Source organism: Plantactinospora sp. BB1 (genome assembly GCF_003030385.1).
Classification (GTDB): Bacteria; Actinomycetota; Actinomycetes; order Mycobacteriales; family Micromonosporaceae; genus Plantactinospora.
The window spans coordinates 1,147,157-1,165,814 of record NZ_CP028159.1; the positions used below are offsets into that span (position 1 = coordinate 1,147,157).

The following is an 18,658-nucleotide window of genomic DNA, read 5'->3' on the forward strand; positions in this document are numbered from 1 at the left end:
GTGCGGAAGATCCTGGTCATCGGCATCGGTGCGGGCGATCCCGCGCAGTTGACCCTGGAGGCGGTCGAGGCGATCGCCGGGGTCGACGTCTTCTTCGTTTTGGACAAGGGCGCCGTCAAGCAGGATCTGCTCGGGCTGCGGCAGGAGATCCTGCGCCGGCACCCGACGAAACCGGGGCACCGGGTGGTGGAGGTACGCGACCCGGACCGGGACCGGAGCGCACCGGACTATGTGGACGCGGTGGACGAGTGGCGTCGCCGCCGGGCGGAGCTGTTGCGGGCGCTGGTCCGTGACGAGGTACCGGTCGACGGCTGCGGCGCCTTCCTGGTCTGGGGCGATCCGGCGCTCTACGACAGCACGCTCGGGGTCATCGAGGAGATGCTGGCGGACGGGTCGGTCGAGTTCGACTACGCGGTGATCCCGGGGGTGAGCAGCGTGTCGACGTTGGCCGCCCGGCACCGGATCGGGCTGAACCGGGTCGGGCGGCCGTTCCAGGTCACCACCGGCCGGCTGCTGGCCCAGGGTTGGCCGGCCGGGGTGGACGACCTGGTGGTGATGCTCGACGCGCACTGCACGTTCCTGCGGGTGGAGGAGCCCGACGTGCAGATCTACTGGGGCGCCTACCTCGGTACCGCCGACGAGATCCTGGTCGCCGGCCCGCTCGCCGAGGTTGGTCCGGAGATCGTCGAGGTACGCCGGGCCGCCCGGGAGCGCAAGGGCTGGATCATGGACACCTATCTGCTGCGCCGCCGGACCGGATAGCGGACCGCCGCGCGGGCCGGATAGCCCGCTTATCCCCGTACCGCCTCCTGGTCTGGCCCCGCGCGCGGGCCGGGGCGGGTCGCGGCCGCCTTCTTCGTCACGGCCTTCGTCATGACTTCGGTATATCGGGCGACCGAATAGCTTGGTATTATGTTCCGCATGATAGCGGCGGAGCACCAGCCGACCGACGACAACGACCGGCACACCCAACTGCTGCGCGGCGTGCTCGACATGTGTCTGCTGGCACTCCTGGCCCGGCAGCCGGCCCACGGCTACGAACTGGTCCGCCGGATGGAGACCGCCGACTTCGGCGTGATCAGCTACGGCACCATCTATCCGCTGCTGACCCGGATGCGTCGGCTGGGCCTGGTCGCCGACGAGCAGCAGGCGAGCCCGAACGGCCCGCCCCGGAAGGTCTACGCGCTGACCGACCTCGGCCGGGCACACCTGGATGCCTGGCAGAAACAGTGGAACCACTTCGCCGACACCGTCGGCGCCCTCCTCGGCCCACCCGACCACGACCCCAGCAGGAGTTGACCGTGGACACCATCGACAGCGTCATGGCGGAAGCCGAGCGGGCCTGGCGGGCCTACGGGGTCGGCCGGGCCGATCGGGCGGCACTCGCCGCCGACCTGCGCCTAGACCTGGAGGCCGCGGCCGCCGACGGCGGCGACCCGGCACAGTTGCTCGGCGGCGACGTGACCGGATTCGCCCGCCGACTCGCCGACGAGGCCGGGGTCCAACGGGTACGCCGACACTACGGCCCGCTGCTCGGCACCGCGCTCACCGGTGCGGTGCTCGGCGCCGTGCTCGGCTACGCCGCGCTGGCCGTGCTGTACCCGATATTCGTGCGCGCGGTGGACATCCCCCGCTCGATCGAGATACCGATCCAGCTCGCCGTCGCCGTCTACTACGGCGTGCCGGCCGCTGTCGTGGTGACCGGCGCGGTCGTCGCGGTCCGGCTCTGGCTGCCCGAGGTGCCGAAGATCAGGAGGACGTCCCGGATGATGGGGCTGCTGCTCCCGGTCGCCGGCATCCTCGTCACGCCGCTCACCATGGCGTTCGCCTGGTCGACGGATTACAGCACCGCACCAGAGGTCGTGGTCACCGAGATTGCCATCGTGCTGGCCGCGCTCGGCGGCGCCACGATCCTGGCCCGCCGACTGTCACTCCGCGACAGCCGGGAGCCCTCCGACACCACCGGCCCGTACTCGGCGCAGGTCAACTCGGCCTGACGGCTCGACGGTGGCAGGATCTATTCCCATGGAGTTCGCCGAGGTGATCCGCCGCCGCCGGATGGTGCGCCACTATGCCGACCGGCCGCTCAGTCCCGACGTCGTCGACAGGATCCTGGCCAGTGCGTTGCGGGCACCGTCGGCCGGCTTCTCGCAGGGCTGGGCCTTTCTCGCGCTCACCGACCCGGCCGACCGGGCCAGGTTCTGGCCCTTCGTCCCGACCCGCGTCGCGCAGACCCCGACCATGCAGGACGCGCCGCTCGTCGTGGTGCCGCTGGCGCACAAGGCCGCGTACCTGGCCCGGTATGCCGAGGCCGACAAGGGCTGGACCGATCGCTCCGAGGCCCGCTGGCCGGCACCGTACTGGTACGTCGACACCGGCATGGCCACCCTGATGATGCTGCTGACCGCCGTCGACGAGGGGCTGGGCGCCTGCTTTTTCGGCATCATGCCGATGGCCGGCGACGACTTCGATCCCGTGGTGAAGGTTCCCGCGCACACGGCCGCGTTCAAGGCCGAGTTCGGCATCCCCCACGAGTACTCGCCGATCGGTGGCATCTGTGTCGGTTATCGGGCCGAGGACCTGCCGCCGCAGAATCCCACCATCGCCGGACGCCGCCGCGACCGCGACGAGGTGATCCACCGAGGACAGTGGGGCCGCCGATCCTGACCGGTTTCACTGCCGCAGCGGTCCTCAATGGATTCGCTGCGGCAGCGGCCCTGACCGGATTCGCTGCGGCAGCGGCGGTTGGCAGGGGCACCCGGTCGGCAAACGCGAGGCTCAGCCGAAGCGGCCGGGTGCGCCGTCGACGAACGGCCAGGTGATCCGCTCCGCCCGCAGGTCGGCCACCAGGTCGCGCACATACCGCAGTTCCGCGTCGACGACCTGGCGCCGGTATTCCGTCTCGATCCCGAAGAGTCGGGGCAGGAACGTGGCGACCTCGGCGATCTCCCGGTCCAGGGCGGCGAGCCGCTCCTCCAGCCGGGTCACCCGCAGCGTCAGCGCCGCAACAGCGTCGGCCGGGGAGAGGTTCGGCAGGAACGACAGCGCGGCCGGGAACTCGGGATACTCCGCGGTCGGGCTAGCGAGCATCGCGCGGAGCCAGTCGGCCAGGGTCGCCCGGCCGGCATCGGTGATCCGGTACGTCGTGCGCTCCGGCCGATTCTCGGCGCGTTCGATCCCGACGACGGCGACGAGCCCGTCCCGGACCAGCCGCTGAATCGTCTGGTAGACGCTGTTGCGCTGACTGACGTTCACCACGTCGTCCTTGCGGCGCGTTTTGATCAACTGCTGCATCCGGTACGCGTGCATCGGCTCCTCGGTGAGCATCGACAGCACGGCCAGCGCAAGGACGGATCGGCGTGATTCGGGCACACACCGAGCCTATCCAGATCCACGGACTAGCCATAAGATGTATAGTCAGTTTATGACTATCTCCCCTCGCGTCGTTCCTGCCGCCCGTTCCGACACCCGCCCCAGCGTCCAGCCCGGACACCCGATCGCTCGACGGCTCGCCCTGGGCGCCGTCGTCGGGCCGGCGCTTTTCACCCTCGCCTGGCTCGTCCTCGGTGTCGTGAGCGACGGCTACACCCTCTTCGACCACCGGTTCACCGACTACTCGCCGGTCAGCCAGCCGATCAGCGGGCTCGGCATGGGTGCGACCGCGCCGTACATGAACAGCGCCTTTGTCGTCACCGGGCTGATCCTGCTCGTCGGGGTGGTGGCGGTGTTCCGCGCGGTTCCGACCGGCCGGCCCGCCCTGCGCCGCTGGTCGGTGGTACTGCTCGGATGCAGCGGGATAGGGCAGGCCGTCTGCGGCATCTTCAACCTGGAGGCCGTACTGCCGCACACCCTCGGCTTCGTCCTCGCCATCGGTACACCGGTCGCTGGCTTCCTCGTCGCCGGTTACTACTTCCGGGGCGTACCCGGCTGGCGGCGGTTCGGCAACTGGCTGCGGCTCGGCAGCCTGTTGACGCTGATCCTGCTGGTCGCCTTCTTCGCCACGTTCCAGCCGACCGCCGACGGGGCCGAGCAGGGCATCGCCGGGCTCGTACAACGGATCGGCATCCTCGAACTTCACGCCTGGTTCGTGGCAATGGGCTGGCTCGCGTACCGGCGTACTCCGGCAGATGCGGTGGAGCGGGTCGCGGAGGTCACCGGTCGGCGGCCCGGATGACGACCCGCGCTTGAGGCGGCGTCACTGGGCGAGCCAACGCGTCAGCGACCTGCCGATGGAGGATGCGCCGTGGGTGGTGCCGCATTGCCGCCTGGCGGGTCGTCGCCGATCAGGTAGCGCAGGCGGCGGGACCATTTCCCTCGTCAACCCATACCGGTGAGTCGACGCAGTTGCTGGACACTCGGGGTTGCCGACGGCCGCAGAATCAACACGCTGTCCGGCACCGTCGGCTCGCCCACCACCTCCAACCACGTCGCCGCCAGCACCATCCGCCCACACTCCACCGACCCACAGGGCCGGCAGCCGTGGGCCGTCCGTGGCCAGTGCGCCAGCATCACCTGCCGCGCCACCGTCGTGACGAGCCGCCGCCGCTCCGGATCGGGCGACACAAGCCGGTCCGTAATCACCACCCACAACGCCCACTCGACCGTCGGACAGCACCGATCTCGGCAGCCGCCGCACTCCTCCCCCTGGGCGTGCGCGACGATCGACGCCCATGCCCAGTCGACCGCCGGACCCGGCGGAGATTCCGGCCCGTTCATGACAGCCGCTCCAGGGCCGTGCGGACATCTCCGGCCGTCACCGCCGCCGGCAGCGTCCCGCCGAGCAGTACCCGAACCGCATGCTCCCGCCGGTGCACCTCGACCGCCCACGACCACAGCGAACAGCCGTCCGGCCCACACCGCGCGCACTCCCGCAACGCGTGCGTGCCGAGGACGAGGCGGGCGAACGCACACTCCACGGGGACCGGCCAGGCAATGGTGAGCCAACGCCGCACCATCCGGATCACCACCCCGCGACCTCGGTCCGCTCGACGAAAGCCACCGCGAGGTCGGCGCGGGCCTCACCTCGGCGCCACACCGCCAGCATCCGCATGCAACCACCCCGGGGCGCGCACTCCTCGCACCGGTCGCCGGCCAGATGCTGGGCCGCGATCTGCTCATCGATCTGCCGCTGGGTCTGTTCCCGGGGCTGCTCCTGGTCCATGGCGGGCTCCTATGCGCCACGACGCTCCAGAGCACAGGTCACGGAGCGCCGCTCAGATGGGCGGATGTCGGGCACCGGCCGGGCCGCCCACGGGGGATGACCGGCCCGACCGGCCGGGACACCGGCCGGCCGTACAACCGGTCGGCATCCCTGCCCAAGAGTGCAGCCACGACTACGTACGGTGAAGGTTGATGGCGTACCAGAAGGACCGCTCGGCACGGCGAGTGGTACGAGACGTACCGGTGTCAGCAGCCGACCAGATCGGCCAACTCGGCCAGCTCCTTTGTCATCGCCCGACGTCGAGCCGCGGCCAGGTCGGTCACGATGTCGCGGGCGTACCGCTGGTGCCGCAGCCAGGCTGACGCCCGGTCCCGCAGGTCCACAAGGACATCGGTCGCGTCGCCGTACTGACCCGTCTGCACGTACGCCGACGCCACGTCGAGTCGGTGCCGCTGGTACGACGACGGCGCGACCACCGGAGACGGCTGCACCCCGGTCGACAGGGACAGCGCCCGGTCCGGCCGGCCGGCGACCGCCGCCACCTCGACCCGCATCATCGCCACCGACGCCACCGAGAGGTCCGTGCAGGCGATGTTGAGCAGATCGTGGTGCCGGCCGCGAAGTCGTACCGCCGCCGCTTCCGCCAGATCGAGTTGCTCCAGGGCATCGTCGTCCCGGTTGTCCCGGGCAGCCGCCGCAGCGGCGCTCACCAGCAGATCGCCCCAGACCGCCAACTCCTCCGGCCGCGCCCGGGACATCCGGGGCTCGATCGCGTCGGCGGTCCGGACCGCCAGCCGCTCTGCCTCGACGACACGCCCTTGGCGCAGCAGCAGCCGACACAGCGAACGGACCACCGTCGCCCCGATCACCCGATCGCTGGACCGTGCAGCGGAGTCGACGGCGGCAGCAAGCGCGACATGCGCCAGGTCGCTCTGGCGAAGCTGCATCATCAGCCGTCCCGCCAGCCCCAGGGCGTAGGCATGCAATCCGTACGCCTCGCACTGGGCCTTCCCCTCCGTGTTGGCGACAAGCGCGCCAGCCTCGCCGAGCAGACCGGGCATCGCGGTGAGCATCGCGGCGTAGTCGTTGGCGTGGTAAAGCCGGCCGGTCTCCCGGATCGATGCCAGTAGCCCGGCGGCGGACGGCGGCTGCTGCTCGGCCCGGTCATCGACCGGCTGCCCATCCAGCCCTCGCACCGGAGTGAGCGCCCGCCGGATCTCGACCAGTCCCAACGGACGGGCTCCCGGCTCGCGTAACGCAGCGGCCCGCGCGGCGCTGCCGAGCAGAGCCGACGTGGGTACGCCGAGCGCCCGGGCCAGCCGGGCCAGGGTCGCCATCCGGGCAGACGCACGCTTGCCCTGTTCCAGGGCGCGGATGGTCTCGACGGAGACGCTGGACGCCTCGGCCAGTTGCTCCTGTGTCAGCTCGGCGCGGCGGCGAATCCGGGCGAGGTGCTCGCCGATGGTGGTCTGCATCGCGACTCCCAGCTAGCGGTCTGGGCGGCGGAACGCCATCCGCTACTTCGACGCCCGCCCACCCTGGACGGTACACCGGCGGTATTGCCGAGGATCACTGTCGCGTCGGCGAGTGCACCAGCGAGGCTTCCGGCTATGCGACGCGTGCTGTTCGATCGGGGTCCTACCGGCGTGGGAGCCGCCCGCTCACAACCCCAGTACGCTGCGGCGTACCTCGGCGCTGTCCCGCAACTCGTCGGCCGAGCCGGTCAACACCACCCGCCCCTCGCCGAGCAGGTACGCCCGACTCGCCACGTCCAGGGCCCGCTGCACGTCCTGCTCCACCACGAGCACGCTCACCCCGCCCGCGTTGATCCGCACGATGGCGTCGTACACCTCGTCGACCCGGACCGGCGCGAGCCCCAGCGACGGCTCGTCGAGCAGCAGCAGGCGCGGCCGGGCCATCAGCGCCCGGCCGATCGCCAGCATCTGCTGCTCTCCCCCGCTCAGGCTGCCGGCGCCCTGGCCGGCGCGTTCGGCGAGCCGGGGGAAGATCTCGTAGACCTCGGCCAGGGTGCCCCGGTGTTCCCGGCGGGCCTCCCGCCGGTAGGCGCCGAGCATCAGGTTGTCCAGCACCGTCATCCGGGGGAAGATCCGCCGCCCCTCCGGGACGACCGCCACCCCGTGCGTGCAGACCCGGTGGCCCCGCAGCCGGGTGATGTCGGTACCGCCGACGCTGATCTGCCCCCGGTGCGCCGGATGGATCCCGGCGACCGCGTTGACCAGAGTGGACTTGCCGGCACCGTTCGGGCCGACGACGCAGACCGTCTCCCCCTCGCGCACCTCCAGCGTGACGTCCCAGAGCGCCTGCGCGTCGCCGTAGCGCACCTCCAGGTCGCGGACCCGTAGCAGCGGCTCAGACATGCGCTTGCCTCCCCAGGTAGGCGCGGACCACGGCCGGGTCGTTCAGCACGGTCTGCGGGTCGCCGTCGGCCAGGCAACTGCCCCGGTCGAGCACCACCAGCCGGGTCGCGAGCTGGTTGAGCACCCGCAGCAGGTGCTCGACGATCACGATGGTGATCCCGCTGTCGTGGATGCGCCGGACCACCTGGACCGCGTTGTCCACCTCGGCCGGGTTCAGCCCGGCCAGCGCCTCGTCCAGCAGCAGCACCCGGGGGTTGGCGGCGACCGCCCGGGCCATCTCCAGCAGTTGCCGCTGGTGCAGGTTCAAACCGTTCGGGTACGCGTCGGCGAGGTGCCCCAGCGCGACCGTCTCCAGATGCCGTTCGGCGATCGGCCGGGCCCGGCGCAGCGACATCGGGGTACGCCCGAACATGATCGCCATCGCCACGTTGTCCCGGACGGTCATCGAGTCGAACGGCCGGGGGATCTGGTAGGTCCGGGCCATCCCGACGTGGGCGATGCGGTGCGGCGCCAGCCGGGTGGTGTCCCGCCCGCCGATCCGGATCGTGCCCCTGGTCGGCCGGATCGTCCCGGAGAGCAGGTTGACCAGGGTGGTCTTGCCGGAGCCGTTCGGGCCGACGAGACCGACGAGTTCACCCTCCCGGATCTCCAGGCTCACGTCCTCCAGCGCGTGCACCCCGCCGAAGTACCGGGCCACTGCACGGCATTCGACCAGTACCGCGCCGGACTCGCCCCCTCGCGCCCCGGCCACCTGGACCGGAATCCGACGGGTGTCCATGACGGTGGGCAGGTGGGTCGCGGCGGGACCGGTCGCGGCGACATCCGCCGGAACGGGTTCGGGCGACGCGACGTCAGCCGGAGCAGGGTCGACCGACCCGGCGTCGGCCACCTTGGCGTCGGCCGGAGTGGTCGGGTTCGGCGGCTCGGTCCGGCGCCCCGGTGGGCGCAGTCCGAGTCGGGCGGAGATCCGGGGCGAGCCGAGCACGATGGCGACCAGGCTGGCGGCGAGCATCCCGACGACCAGCCAGTCCAGCAGTTCGCCCCAGACCCGGAGCACCGCCAGGCCGCCGCTCACCCCGACCAGGGTGCCGAGGGCGACCAGCGGACGGGCCCGCAGCCGCGCGTAGAGCCCGTCGGGGGCGAGCGCGACCAGCAGGGCGAGGATGCCACCCAGAATGATCATGTTGTACGCGTCCAGGCCGTACGAGGAGAGCCGGTCCTGAAGCGTCACGATCAGCACCGCGCCGATCACCGGACCGAGCCAGTGACTCCGGCCGCCGAGCACCCCCATCACGATCACGAAGAGCGGGATGGTCAGCCCGAAGACGCTCTCCACGGTGACGAAGCCGATCTGGAGCGCGTAGACGCTCCCCGCCACCCCACCCAGCACCCCGCTGAGCAGCATCGCCAGCATCTTGTACCGGAACGTCGCCACCCCGGTCACCTCGGCGACGTCCTCGGCGTCCCGGATCGCGGCGAGCGCGGAACCGGACCGGGTGTGCTGGACGACGTAGGCGACCGCGACCGCGAGCGCCGCCACCAGCAGCGCCAGCAGGAACTGGAACTGCTGGAAGGAGCTGACCGGCCCCGGCAGCGTGGGCACCGGGACGCTCGCTCCCTGTCCCCCGTCGATCGACCGGTTGATCCGGGCGAACGCGGCCAGGATGAACGGCACGGCGAGGGTCAGCAGCGCGAAGATCTCACCCCGCAGCGAGCCCAGCCGGAACGCCACCGCGCCGACCCCGAGGGCGAGCAGTCCGGAGAGGACGGCCGCGATCGGCAGGGTGAGGAAGAAGTCGACGCCGTGCCGCCCGCTGAGCACCGCCGTGGTGTAGGCGCCGATCCCGACGTACGCGGCCTGGCCGAAACTGAAGTAGCCGCTGTAGCCGGAGAGCAGGTTCCAGCTCGTCGCCTGGGCGATCCAGAAGCAGATCGAGCCGAGCAGTACCAGATAGAACGACCCGATCCCGAGCCGGTCGGCGGAGGCGCCGAGCACGGCGAGCACCAGGAACGCCACCAGCAGCCCGACGCCACCCCGGCGGATCACCGGACGCCCCCGGCGGCGAAGAGTCCCTGCGGGCGCAGCAGCAGGGCCAGGATGATCGCCGAGAAGAGCACGAACGGCGCGGCCGCCGGGGACCAGACCGTCGAGACGACGCCGGAGAGCACCCCGACCAGGATGCCGGAGGCGAAGGTACCGACCACCTCGCCGATCCCGCCGAGGATCACCACCGCGAAGACGGTGCCGAACCACTCGTACGCGGTCTCCGGGGTGAGCGCGTTCGCCAGTGCGAAGACCATCCCGGCCAGCGCGGCGGTGGCCCCGACCACCCCGCCGAGCAGGACGCTGAGCCGGCGGTGGTCGACCCCGAAGGCACCGGCGACCGCCCGGTCCTGGGCGATCGCCCGCATCGCCCGGCCGACGAAGGTACGCCGGAGCACCAGGTGTGCGCCGACCACCACCGCCACGGCGAGGCCGAACGCCAGCAGGGTGGTGACCGGGAAGACCAGCCGACCGAGCGCGACCGACCCGGTGGCGTACGGGTTGACCGTGGCCGGCATCCGCTGGAAGTCGGCGCTCCAGACGTTGCTGACCAACTGGATGGTGATGCTCAGCAGCCCGAAGCTGACCAGCAGCGAGTTGAACTCGCTCAGCCGCAGCCGGTCGAAGAGCCACTGGATCGCGGCGCCGGCCACGAACATCAGCGGCACCGTCACCACCAGGGTGAGGATCGGGTCGAGCCGCCACGAGGTGGCGATCTGGAAGGTGAGGTACGCGCCGAGCAGGATCAGGCCGAAGTGGGCCAGGTTGATGACGCGCAGCACCCCCCAGGTGACGGAGAGGCCGGTGGCCATCAGGGCGTAGAGGCCACCGATCAGCGCTCCGGTGAGGGCGGCCTGGATGACGTTCATGCGGGGCATCGCCTCGGTCTGGTCGGGTCGGCGGGCCGCCGGAGGGTACGGCCGACGGTGCGACGACGCGGTCAGGGTGGGCGCGTCCGGGCCCGGACGGGGGCGCCGAGGCCCGGACGCGCGATCAGGAACGGGCCGGGGCGAACGGCGCGGCGGCCCGGTCGGCCGGCCACACCGTCACCCAGTCACCTTTCTGGATCTGCTTGATGGCCTGGGTGGTCGGCCAGAAGTTCTGCACCTTCGGGTCGAAGCTGAGGTGCCCGCTGAAGGTGGTGTCGGCGCCCTTGCCGTGCAGCGAGTCGCACATCTTCCGGTGGTCGGTGCCGCCGGTGTCCCGGACGGCGGCGGTCAGGATCTCCCAGGCGTTCCACGAGGCGGCGGCCTGGGTCTCGAAGACCGGGTACGGCAGCCCGGCCGCCTTCGCCCGCGCGGTGAAGTCGTCCACGATCTCGGTGGCCGGCGAACCGAGCCGGTCCAGGGTCGGCTTGTTCGGCTCGAACATCGACACCGAGAGCACGCCCTCGGAGACCTCGCCGAGGTCGAGCAGGGGTCCGGGCGCCGGGAAGAGGCTGAACAGCCGCTTCGGCCGGTAGTTGAGCTGCGCCATCGCCTGGAGGATGTTCACCGCGTCCACCCCGAGCCCGTTGTTGATCACCAGGTCGGGGTCGGCGTCGCGTACCTGGGTGGCGATCGGCGCCCAGTCGGTCGTCGTCGGCGGGTAGTGCACGTCGACCACCACGTCGAGGCCACGCTCCCGGGCGATGCTCAGCGCGCCGGACTTGTCATCGCCGTAGCCGTCCGAGACGAAGGCGGCCGATCCACTCTGGCTGGTCAGTACGGCGACCGTCTTCGGCGGCCCGGGCTGGGCGGCCAGCGCGTCGAAGAGCTGGGTCGGGATGAACCGGTTCGGGGTGGGCCCGATCGACCAGGCGGGGAACTGGCACTCGTACGTGAGCTGCGGGGCGAGTACGGCGGTGTGCTGGGGCATCACGTACCCGTGCCGCTGGGCGACCGCCATCGCGGAGAGGATGTTCGGGGTGGCGTACGGGCCGATGACCAGGTCGACCCGGTCCTGGCTGATCAGCCGCTCGTAGAGCTGGCTGACCTTGGACTGGTCGGACTGGTCGTCGACGACCTTCCACTCGACCTGGCGGCCGAGCAGTCCACCGGCGGCGTTGAGCCGGGCGACGTACGCCTCACCGGCGATCTTGTGGATCTGGCCGGTGGCGGCGAACGCCCCGGTCAGGGAGAGGGTCGAGCCGACCACGATCGGGTCGTCGGTGGAGCCGGATCCGGAGCCGTTGCCGCATCCGGTGGCCGCCGCGCCGAGCGCCAGGACGGTGGCGACGGCGGCGAGGGAGCGCCTGCGCATTGTCGGGTACCTTTCGTAGCTTCGCGGGAACGGTCGGCGCGGGTACGGCCGGGGTCGCCGACCTCGTTTGTCGGCCGGGGTGCCGGCCGGCGCCGGATCGGCGCCCGTGATGTGTGGTCCGGTCGGCGGGGTGGTCAGTCGCCGGCGGCGAGGGCCCGTCGCCGCCGCAGCAACGGCGGTACGCTGCCGAGCAGCCCGACGGCCAGGGCGAGGGTGCCCCAGCCGTAGCCGGCGAACCCGTCCAGCCCGACGAGGTGGTCGAGGGACCAGGCACCTGGCCCGGTGTATGCCAGCACGACGGCCAGCGCACCGTAGACGGCGGCCACCTCGCAGCCGCCGAGGTGCGCCCAGAGCCCGTTGGGCAGGTTGACCGAGGCGGCCACCACCATGGTGCCGAGCACGATCGCCGCGCCGAGCGGGGTGGCCAGGCCGAGCGCGACAAGTGCCGCCCCGACCAGTTCGGCGGCGCCGGCCAGCAGCGCCATCTGCCGGCCGGGCCGGAAGCCCCAGGTGTGGAAGGTGGCGCCGGTGCCGGCGGGACCCTGGCCACGGAACCAGCCGAAGAGTTTCTGGCTGGCGTGCCCGAAGAGCAGCGCCGCGAGGAGCAGCCGGAGCAGCAGCAGCCCGAGGTTCACGCCGCACCTGCCGAACCCGGCGCGGACGGCCGGCCGGTCCGGGCGGCGGGGGCCGACCGGGCAGCGCGGCCGGCGGACCGTCGGAGCCGGACGGGACCGGTGGGAGCGGGATCTGGGACTGCGGTCGGCGGCGCCATAACTTGCTCCTCCGAGGACTGAGCCCTGAGCGTCCGCTTTTGCGGACGCCCGTCCGCTGGACGGACGCGGCGCACATCACAATCTCCGCCGGTGCCTGAAAGATGTCAAGACTCAGGGTAGAAACATTTGCACCTGGCTCCGGACTGGTGTTCGCTTGACGGTCAGATGCTGCGCGAGCGAGCCACCGAAGCCGCCGCGTCCGAGCCGGACCGGGCCGGGGGGCACCGTCCGGCGCCCCGGTTCGGCGCATGGTGAACTGGTGGGCGCTCGCCCGCCGGTCGGCCCGGCGACCCGGGCGATGGCACCGAGACGGCGACGACGGATAGAGGCGGACGATGGCACAGCGTGGCGAAGGACCCGACTTCATCGAGGCCCTGGCCCGAGGACTGAAGGTCATCACGGTCTTCCATGCCGACCATCCCCGGCTGACCCTCAGCGAGGTCGCCACCGCCGCCGGACTGGCCCGACCCACCGCCCGACGCTTCCTGCTCACCCTGGAGGAACTCGGCTACGTCCGCGCCGAGGCCGGCAGCTACGAACTCACCCCGCGGGTACTCGAACTCGGCATGGCGTACGTCGGGGCGCTCTCGCTGTGGGACATCGCCCGCCCGCACATGCAGGACCTGGTCGCCGCCACCGGGGAATCCAGCTCGATGGCCCAGCTCGACGGCTCGGACATCGTCTACATGGCCCGGGTCGCGGTACCGAAGATCATCGCACTGCGGGTGCAGATCGGCACCCGCTTCCCGGCGAGCGTGACCTCGCAGGGCAAGGTGCTGCTCGCCGCGCTCGACCCGGAGACGCTCGACACGGCGCTGGCCCAGCCCAGCCGCTCCGGGGTGCAGCCGAAGGTCCGGCACAGCCGTACCGCGCTGGACGCCATGCTCCGGGAGGTCCGGGCCCGGGGCTGGGCGCTCGCCGACGACGAACTCGCCCCGGGGATCCGCTCGGTGGCGGTGCCGATCCGGGACGGCCAGGGTGCGGTCCGGGCCGCGATGAACGTCACCGTCAACTCGGCCGAGACCAGCGTCAAGGTGCTGGTCGAGCAGCATCTGCCCCAGCTCATCCGGGCGGCCAGCGCGATCAGCGCGGACTGGGCCCGCTGGCAGTCCCGGCCGCAGGTCGAGGTGGCCGACGCCGCCACCGCCGCCCGGCACTGACCCGAACGGCGGTGGCGGCGGCGCGGCTCAGGTCGCGATGTCCGGGTACGGCAGCGCGAAGTGCGCCAGCCGGGCCGCGTAGTGCTTCTGGAAGGCGAGCGGTTCGGGGTGGTCCCGCTCGAACATCGCGATGAAGAGGGTCAGGGTCAGGAACGGGTGCGCGCCCAGCTCGAAGAGCTTGACGTAGTCGTGGCTGGCCAGCGCCTCCCGCTCGGTGTCGGTGAAGCGCAGCCAGGTACTCGCCTCGCCGGTGTGGCAGTTCAGCACCGCGTTGGCGCGTTCGGCCTCCCACCAGGCGACGGTGCCGCGCGGGTCTTCCCGGTACCGCTCGACGAGTTCGGCGTCCCGGTCCACGGTGTAGAGGAACTTGTTCAGCAGGTACCTGCTCACGACGCCACCCCCGTCCCGCCCGGCACCCCGTTCGGATACCAGGTGAAGTACGCCTCCATGGTGTGGAACAGGTCGAGGGTGTCGACGTGGTCCGCCTTGGCGCCCGCCCCGGCCACCCCCATCATCAGCATGAAGTCCATGAAGCCGTGGGTGGCGTTGCCGGGCGAGTGCAGGCTCTCCAGGGTCACCTCGGCCAGGCAGCGCTCCAGGTCGCCGGTGGCGATCCACTCCACCGCCTTCCGGTCGAACTCCGGGTCCGGGCCGTGCGGGCCGAACTGGCGGGGACCGCCGAGTTCCAGCGACAGGTGGCCGGTGCCGACGATCGCCACCCGAAGGTCGCTCGGCCAGGACTCGACCAGTTCCCGGACGGTCTGGCCGAGCTGCACGAACCGTTTCGGCTGCGGCAGCGGCGGCGCGAAGATGTTGGTGTAGATCGGCACGATCGGCAGGTCCGCCTCGGGACGCAGCGTGATGATCGGGCAGGTGATGCTGTGGTCGATCCGCAGCTCGTTGCTGAACGCCAGGTCGAAGCCGGCGTCCAGCCCCTGGCGCAGCAGGTGTGCCGACAGCTCCTCCTGGCCCCGCAGCAGCATCCGGGGCAGCCCGAACTCGCGTTCCTCGTTGTACCAGTTCGCGTCGTAGAACGGGGCCTTGCCGATCAGGAACTGCGGCATGTTGTCCAGCCAGAGCTGGTGGAAGTGGTCGGAGCCGACCATCACCAGCACGTCCGGGTTGGCTCGGGTGAGCGTCTCCCGGAAGGCCAGGATCTTGCGTACCCACTCGTCCGCGAAGGGCGGCCGGTCCTCGCCCTGCGCGGTGCTGGCCCGGTAGTAGAACGGATGGTGGGTGGAGGCGATCACCGCGGCGATGGTGGCCATCGCGGCTCCTCTCAGGCGGGGTCGGGGGGTGTGTAGCGGGCGTTGCGGTCGACGGTGCGGTAGATCTCCATCCCGATGCCGGTGCGGCGCTCCTCGGCCAGGTGGCCCAGCAGCCCGGCGGCCCGGGCCAGTAGCGCGAAGCCGCGCAGCAGCTCCGGCGGCAGCCCGAGGTCGGCCAGGGCGGCGCCGCAGACCCCGGCACCGTTCAACGGCAGGGTACGACCGAGCACCCGGGAATGGACCCGGCCGATCGCCTCGAAGAGCCGCAGGTGCGGGCCGCGCAGCCCCTCCCGCTCGGCGAGCGCGATCAGCACCGGGGTACGCGGATCGTGCACCTTGTGCACCGGGTGCCCGAGTCCGGGGACGAGCCGGCGTTCGGCCCTGGCCCGGGTGACGGTGGCCAGGGCGAGGGTGTCCCAGCCGGCGTCGTCGGTCGGCAGCTCGGTCAGGTCGGTCAGCCCGGTCAGCCCGGCCAGGGTGTCGGCGAGGAACCGGCCGCAGTCCTCGGTGACGCCGAGGAACCGGGAGCCGCCGCCGAGTAGTCCGGCGGCGAGCGCCCCCTGCAACGCCTCGGGCGCGCTCTGGTAGGTGACCCGGGCGGCGATCGCGGTCGGGGTGAAACCGTGGTCGGCGAGCGAGACGAGCACCGCCTCGAAGACGCGTACCTGGGCCGGGGTGGGTCGGCGCCCGGCGACCAGCCAGAAGGCGAGTTCACCGAAGCCCACCTGGCCGATCAGCTCGGTCGCGAGGTCGTGGCCGAGCAGCCGGATGCTGTCGGCGTCGGAGGTGCCGATCGAGGTGGGAAAGCTCAGTTCTTCGTCAGCCACGCGCGGATCTCCTCGCCGTGCTCGTCGAGCCCCGGTGGGGGCAGGTCGTACCGGGGACGGGTGGCCGAAAAGGTGATCGGGTTGCGGACCATCGGCACCGCGTCGGCCCCCTCCCCCAGCGTCACCACCGGGTCGAGGCCGACCTGCTCGGCGAAGGCGACCCCGCGGTCGATGGTGTTGATCGGCGCGCACGGCACCCCGGCGGCGATCAGGTCGGCGAACCACTCGTCCCGGGTCCGGGTACGCAGCCGTTCGACCAGCAGCGGGCGGAGTTCCTCGCGGTTGGCGGTACGGTCCTGGTTGCGTCCGAACCGGGGGTCGTCGACCAGTTCCGGCAGCCCCAGCACCTCGCAGAGTTTGCGGAACTGGCCGTCGTTGCCGGCGATGACGATCAGTTCCCCGTCGGCGACCGGCAGCGGCTCGTACGGGAAGAGGCTCGGGTGGGCGTTGCCCATCCGGTACGGCACCACCCCGCCGGCGACGTAGCCGCTGCTGTGGTTGACCAGTCCGGACAGCGCCGAGGAGAGCAGGTTGACCTCGACGTGCTGACCGCGACCGCTGGCCGTCCGGTGGTGCAGTGCGGCCAGGATGCCGATGTTGGCGTGCATCCCGGCCATCACGTCGAAGACCGAGATGCCGGCCCGGTAGGGCGAGCCGTCCGGGTCGCCGGTGAGGCTCATCAGTCCGGAGATCGCCTGCACCATCAGGTCGTAGCCGGGCAGCGCGGCGCCGGCTCCGGTGCCGAAGCCGCTGATCGAGGCGTAGACGATGCCGGGGTTCTCCGCCGCCACCGACTCGTAGTCGAGGCCGAACCGCCGCATGCCGCCGGGCTTGAAGTTCTCGATCATCACGTCGGCGCGGGCGGCGAGGGCGCGGGCCACGGCGAGGTCCTCCGGCGACCGCAGGTCGAGGGTGATCGACCGCTTGTTCCGGTTGATTCCGAGGTAGTAGGTGGCCACCCCGTCCCGGACCGGTGGCATCCAGGTGCGGGTGTCGTCCCCGGCTGGTCCCTCCACCTTGATCACGTCGGCGCCGAGGTCCGCCAACAGCATCGTGGCGTACGGGCCGGCGAGGATCCGGGAGAAGTCCGCCACCACCAGTCCGGCCAGCGGTCCCGGCGTGTCACCGGTACCCGGCTGATCCGCCATGCTCCTGCCTCCGTCCGTCTCGCGGACGTTTGTCCGTGCTCGCAAGTCTGTTCGCGGCCAACCACCGCTGTCAACCTCCGGGCACGAATACTGCTCGTTGACAGGCGCGAAACGCCGGGACAATAATTGCGCCACCTGTTGCGCCCGCTATACGGACGATCGTCCGCGTAGATCACTCCGCCGATGGGAGTTGGCGATGGCCACGACCGAGTCCGACCGCCCGGTGCTGCTGCGCGACGGGCTGGTGCTGACCATGGACGACGCGCACACCGTGCTGGCCGGCGGCGACGTACTCGTGGTCGGCGACCGCATCGCCGAGGTCGGCGTCGGGCTGACCGCCCCGGACGGCGCGCTGGAGATCGACGCCAGCGGCGGCATCGTGATGCCCGGGATGATCGACACCCACCGGCACATGTGGCAGACCGCGATGCGCGGCTACGGCGCCGACTGGACGCTCACCCAGTACTTCGTCTGGTACTACCTGGAGTCCGGCAAGCTCTTCCGGCCCGAGGACATCTACGCCGGCAACCTGCTCGCCGCCATCGAGGCGATCGACGCCGGGGTCACCACCACCGTCGACTGGTCGCACGGGCTACAGACCCCGCAGCACGCCGACGCCGCCGTCGACGCCCTGGAGGCGGTACCCGGCCGCTTCGTCCTCGCCTACGGCAACATCCAGCAGGGGCCGTGGGAGTGGGCGACCAGCCCGGAGTTCCGCGACTTCGTCGAGCGGCGCATCGCCGGCAGGGGCGACATGCTCGGCTTCCAGATGGCCTTCGACGTCACCGGCGACCCCGCCTTTCCGGAGCGGGCCGCCTTCGAGGTCGCCCGCGAACTCGGCGTACCGGTCACCACCCACGCCGGGGTCTGGGGCGCCACCAACGACGACGGCATCCGGCTGATGCACGAGAACGGCTTCATGACCCCGGCCAGCGTCTACGTGCACGCGGCCACGCTGACCCGGGACTCGTACAACCGGATCGCCGCCACCGGCGGCTCGGTCTCGGTCTCCACCGAGAGCGAGCAGAGCGCCGGCCAGGGCTACCCGCCCACCTGGCAGCTACGGCACCACGACATCCCGGTCTCGCTCTCCATGGACACCAGCGTCTGGTGGAGCGGCGACCTCTTCACCGCCATGCGCGCCACCCTCGGCGCGGACCGCTCCCGGGAACACCTGGAGGCGCACGGCCGGCAGGACACCATCACGCACTGCCACCTGCGTGCCGAGCAGGTGGTCGAGTGGGCCACCCGGGGCGGCAGCCGCGCCCTCGGCCTGGACGACCGGGTGGGCAGCCTGGCACCGGGCAGGAAGGCGGACATCGTACTGATCAAGAACGACGACTCGCCGGTGATGTTCCCGATCCTCAACCCGTACGGCCACGTGGCCTTCCAGGCGCAGCGCGGCGACGTGCACACCGTCCTGGTCGACGGCCGGCTCGTCAAGCACCGGCACCGGCTGGTCGGCGTCGACCTCGGTCAGGCCCGGCGCGCGGTGGAGCGGACCGTCGAATACCTGATCGAGTCGATGGGGCGGGACGCCTGGGCGAAGGGCATGAACCCGGACGTCCCGGAGACGAAGGTGCGGGACAACCCGTACACGTACACCGAGTGGGACGCCGGCTCGGCCCAGTGGAAGCGCTGAGCACCGGCGGCGGAGG

At 71.5% G+C, this 18,658-nt stretch carries 20 protein-coding genes; 7 read left to right on the forward strand and 13 right to left on the reverse strand.

Annotated features, from left to right (window positions below; translation table 11 throughout):
• From cobF to C6W10_RS04950, 4 genes are all read left to right on the forward strand, one after another.
• The gene (gene cobF / locus C6W10_RS04935) at window positions 1–762 is read left to right on the forward strand and encodes a precorrin-6A synthase (deacetylating) (RefSeq protein WP_107256920.1); all 762 of its coding nucleotides are present in this window, start codon (window positions 1–3) and stop codon (window positions 760–762) included.
• A 159-nt stretch (window positions 763–921) separates the two neighbouring features.
• Window positions 922–1,299, forward strand: coding sequence for a PadR family transcriptional regulator (locus tag C6W10_RS04940; RefSeq protein WP_107263669.1), 378 nt, complete (start codon window positions 922–924; stop codon window positions 1,297–1,299).
• A gap of 2 nt (window positions 1,300–1,301) precedes the next feature.
• The gene (locus tag C6W10_RS04945) at window positions 1,302–1,997 is read left to right on the forward strand and encodes a hypothetical protein (protein WP_107256922.1); all 696 of its coding nucleotides are present in this window, start codon (window positions 1,302–1,304) and stop codon (window positions 1,995–1,997) included.
• A gap of 28 nt (window positions 1,998–2,025) precedes the next feature.
• Window positions 2,026–2,667 (forward strand): nitroreductase family protein, encoded by a 642-nt coding sequence (locus C6W10_RS04950; protein ID WP_107256924.1) that lies wholly within the window; start codon window positions 2,026–2,028, stop codon window positions 2,665–2,667.
• 111 nt (window positions 2,668–2,778) lie between these two features.
• Here C6W10_RS04950 and C6W10_RS04955 read toward each other — a convergent pair whose 3' ends face one another.
• Complete coding sequence (locus tag C6W10_RS04955; RefSeq protein ID WP_234361620.1) at window positions 2,779–3,372, reverse strand: PadR family transcriptional regulator; 594 nt, start codon at window positions 3,370–3,372, stop codon at window positions 2,779–2,781.
• Between the two features lie 52 nt (window positions 3,373–3,424).
• On the opposite strand from C6W10_RS04955, the gene C6W10_RS04960 reads away from it, so the two are divergent.
• Window positions 3,425–4,174: a DUF998 domain-containing protein gene (locus tag C6W10_RS04960; RefSeq protein WP_159104468.1), complete on the forward strand. Its 750-nt coding sequence runs from the start codon at window positions 3,425–3,427 to the stop codon at window positions 4,172–4,174.
• A gap of 538 nt (window positions 4,175–4,712) precedes the next feature.
• Here C6W10_RS04960 and C6W10_RS04970 read toward each other — a convergent pair.
• The 8 genes from C6W10_RS04970 to C6W10_RS05005 all read right to left on the reverse strand — a co-directional run bounded on the left by C6W10_RS04970 (window position 4,713) and on the right by C6W10_RS05005 (window position 12,459).
• Window positions 4,713–4,955 carry a hypothetical protein gene (locus tag C6W10_RS04970; protein WP_159104469.1) on the reverse strand — a complete coding sequence of 81 codons (243 nt, stop codon included), beginning with the start codon at window positions 4,953–4,955 and terminating at the stop codon, window positions 4,713–4,715.
• Window positions 4,956–4,960: 5 nt separating this feature from the next.
• Window positions 4,961–5,161, reverse strand: coding sequence for a hypothetical protein (locus C6W10_RS04975; RefSeq protein ID WP_107256932.1), 201 nt, complete (start codon window positions 5,159–5,161; stop codon window positions 4,961–4,963).
• Window positions 5,162–5,406: 245 nt separating this feature from the next.
• On the reverse strand, window positions 5,407–6,636 hold the full coding sequence (locus tag C6W10_RS04980) for a helix-turn-helix transcriptional regulator (RefSeq protein WP_107256934.1): 1,230 nt from the start codon (window positions 6,634–6,636) through the stop codon (window positions 5,407–5,409).
• Between the two features lie 186 nt (window positions 6,637–6,822).
• Window positions 6,823–7,539 carry an ABC transporter ATP-binding protein gene (locus tag C6W10_RS04985; protein WP_107256936.1) on the reverse strand — a complete coding sequence of 239 codons (717 nt, stop codon included), beginning with the start codon at window positions 7,537–7,539 and terminating at the stop codon, window positions 6,823–6,825.
• The gene (locus tag C6W10_RS04990; protein ID WP_159104470.1) at window positions 7,532–9,586 is read right to left on the reverse strand and encodes an ATP-binding cassette domain-containing protein; all 2,055 of its coding nucleotides are present in this window, start codon (window positions 9,584–9,586) and stop codon (window positions 7,532–7,534) included. The genes C6W10_RS04985 and C6W10_RS04990 overlap by 8 nt, the downstream gene beginning before the upstream one ends.
• Window positions 9,583–10,452: a branched-chain amino acid ABC transporter permease gene (locus C6W10_RS04995; protein ID WP_159079245.1), complete on the reverse strand. Its 870-nt coding sequence runs from the start codon at window positions 10,450–10,452 to the stop codon at window positions 9,583–9,585. The genes C6W10_RS04990 and C6W10_RS04995 overlap by 4 nt, the downstream gene beginning before the upstream one ends.
• Before the next feature lie 124 nt (window positions 10,453–10,576).
• Window positions 10,577–11,824 carry an amino acid ABC transporter substrate-binding protein gene (locus C6W10_RS05000; protein WP_107256942.1) on the reverse strand — a complete coding sequence of 416 codons (1,248 nt, stop codon included), beginning with the start codon at window positions 11,822–11,824 and terminating at the stop codon, window positions 10,577–10,579.
• A 134-nt stretch (window positions 11,825–11,958) separates the two neighbouring features.
• Complete coding sequence (locus tag C6W10_RS05005) at window positions 11,959–12,459, reverse strand: DoxX family protein (RefSeq protein ID WP_107256944.1); 501 nt, start codon at window positions 12,457–12,459, stop codon at window positions 11,959–11,961.
• 473 nt (window positions 12,460–12,932) lie between these two features.
• Here C6W10_RS05005 and C6W10_RS05010 point away from each other — a divergent pair, with 473 nt between their 5' ends.
• Window positions 12,933–13,757 carry an IclR family transcriptional regulator C-terminal domain-containing protein gene (locus C6W10_RS05010; RefSeq protein WP_107256946.1) on the forward strand — a complete coding sequence of 275 codons (825 nt, stop codon included), beginning with the start codon at window positions 12,933–12,935 and terminating at the stop codon, window positions 13,755–13,757.
• A gap of 27 nt (window positions 13,758–13,784) precedes the next feature.
• Here the strand turns inward: C6W10_RS05010 and C6W10_RS05015 are convergent, their stop codons facing one another.
• The 4 genes from C6W10_RS05015 to C6W10_RS05030 are packed head-to-tail and all read right to left on the reverse strand — an operon-like array spanning window position 13,785 to window position 17,000.
• Window positions 13,785–14,147, reverse strand: a complete 363-nt coding sequence (locus C6W10_RS05015) for a hypothetical protein (protein ID WP_107256948.1) — start codon at window positions 14,145–14,147, stop codon at window positions 13,785–13,787.
• Window positions 14,144–15,025, reverse strand: a complete 882-nt coding sequence (locus C6W10_RS05020) for an extradiol ring-cleavage dioxygenase (RefSeq protein WP_107256950.1) — start codon at window positions 15,023–15,025, stop codon at window positions 14,144–14,146. The genes C6W10_RS05015 and C6W10_RS05020 overlap by 4 nt, the downstream gene beginning before the upstream one ends.
• Window positions 15,026–15,036: 11 nt before the next feature.
• Entirely contained in the window at window positions 15,037–15,852 is an 816-nt protein-coding gene (locus C6W10_RS05025; RefSeq protein WP_107256952.1) for a citryl-CoA lyase, read from the reverse strand.
• Window positions 15,834–17,000: a CaiB/BaiF CoA-transferase family protein gene (locus C6W10_RS05030; protein ID WP_107256953.1), complete on the reverse strand. Its 1,167-nt coding sequence runs from the start codon at window positions 16,998–17,000 to the stop codon at window positions 15,834–15,836. Before C6W10_RS05030 ends, C6W10_RS05025 begins: the two co-directional genes overlap by 19 nt.
• A 196-nt stretch (window positions 17,001–17,196) precedes the next feature.
• Here C6W10_RS05030 and C6W10_RS05035 point away from each other — a divergent pair, with 196 nt between their 5' ends.
• A complete protein-coding gene (locus tag C6W10_RS05035; protein ID WP_107256955.1) occupies window positions 17,197–18,642 on the forward strand; it encodes an amidohydrolase family protein in 1,446 nt (481 codons plus the stop codon).
• Window positions 18,643–18,658: the final 16 nt, after the last annotated feature.

Bases quoted from the DNA above. Each gene is read 5' to 3' on its own strand.
- C6W10_RS04985 (WP_107256936.1), bottom strand. From the start codon at position 7,539: ATGTCTGAGCCGCTGCTACGGGTCCGCGACCTGGAGGTGCGCTACGGC.
- C6W10_RS04950 (WP_107256924.1), top strand. From the start codon at position 2,026: ATGGAGTTCGCCGAGGTGATCCGCCGCCGCCGGATGGTGCGCCACTAT.
- C6W10_RS05010 (WP_107256946.1), top strand. From the start codon at position 12,933: ATGGCACAGCGTGGCGAAGGACCCGACTTCATCGAGGCCCTGGCCCGA.
- C6W10_RS05030 (WP_107256953.1), bottom strand. From the start codon at position 17,000: ATGGCGGATCAGCCGGGTACCGGTGACACGCCGGGACCGCTGGCCGGA.
- C6W10_RS04980 (WP_107256934.1), bottom strand. From the start codon at position 6,636: ATGCAGACCACCATCGGCGAGCACCTCGCCCGGATTCGCCGCCGCGCC.
- C6W10_RS05035 (WP_107256955.1), top strand. From the start codon at position 17,197: ATGGCCACGACCGAGTCCGACCGCCCGGTGCTGCTGCGCGACGGGCTG.
- C6W10_RS04975 (WP_107256932.1), bottom strand. From the start codon at position 5,161: ATGGACCAGGAGCAGCCCCGGGAACAGACCCAGCGGCAGATCGATGAG.
- C6W10_RS04940 (WP_107263669.1), top strand. From the start codon at position 922: ATGATAGCGGCGGAGCACCAGCCGACCGACGACAACGACCGGCACACC.
- C6W10_RS05000 (WP_107256942.1), bottom strand. From the start codon at position 11,824: ATGCGCAGGCGCTCCCTCGCCGCCGTCGCCACCGTCCTGGCGCTCGGC.
- C6W10_RS04995 (WP_159079245.1), bottom strand. From the start codon at position 10,452: ATGAACGTCATCCAGGCCGCCCTCACCGGAGCGCTGATCGGTGGCCTC.
- C6W10_RS04960 (WP_159104468.1), top strand. From the start codon at position 3,425: ATGACTATCTCCCCTCGCGTCGTTCCTGCCGCCCGTTCCGACACCCGC.
- C6W10_RS04970 (WP_159104469.1), bottom strand. From the start codon at position 4,955: ATGGTGCGGCGTTGGCTCACCATTGCCTGGCCGGTCCCCGTGGAGTGT.
- C6W10_RS05020 (WP_107256950.1), bottom strand. From the start codon at position 15,025: ATGGCCACCATCGCCGCGGTGATCGCCTCCACCCACCATCCGTTCTAC.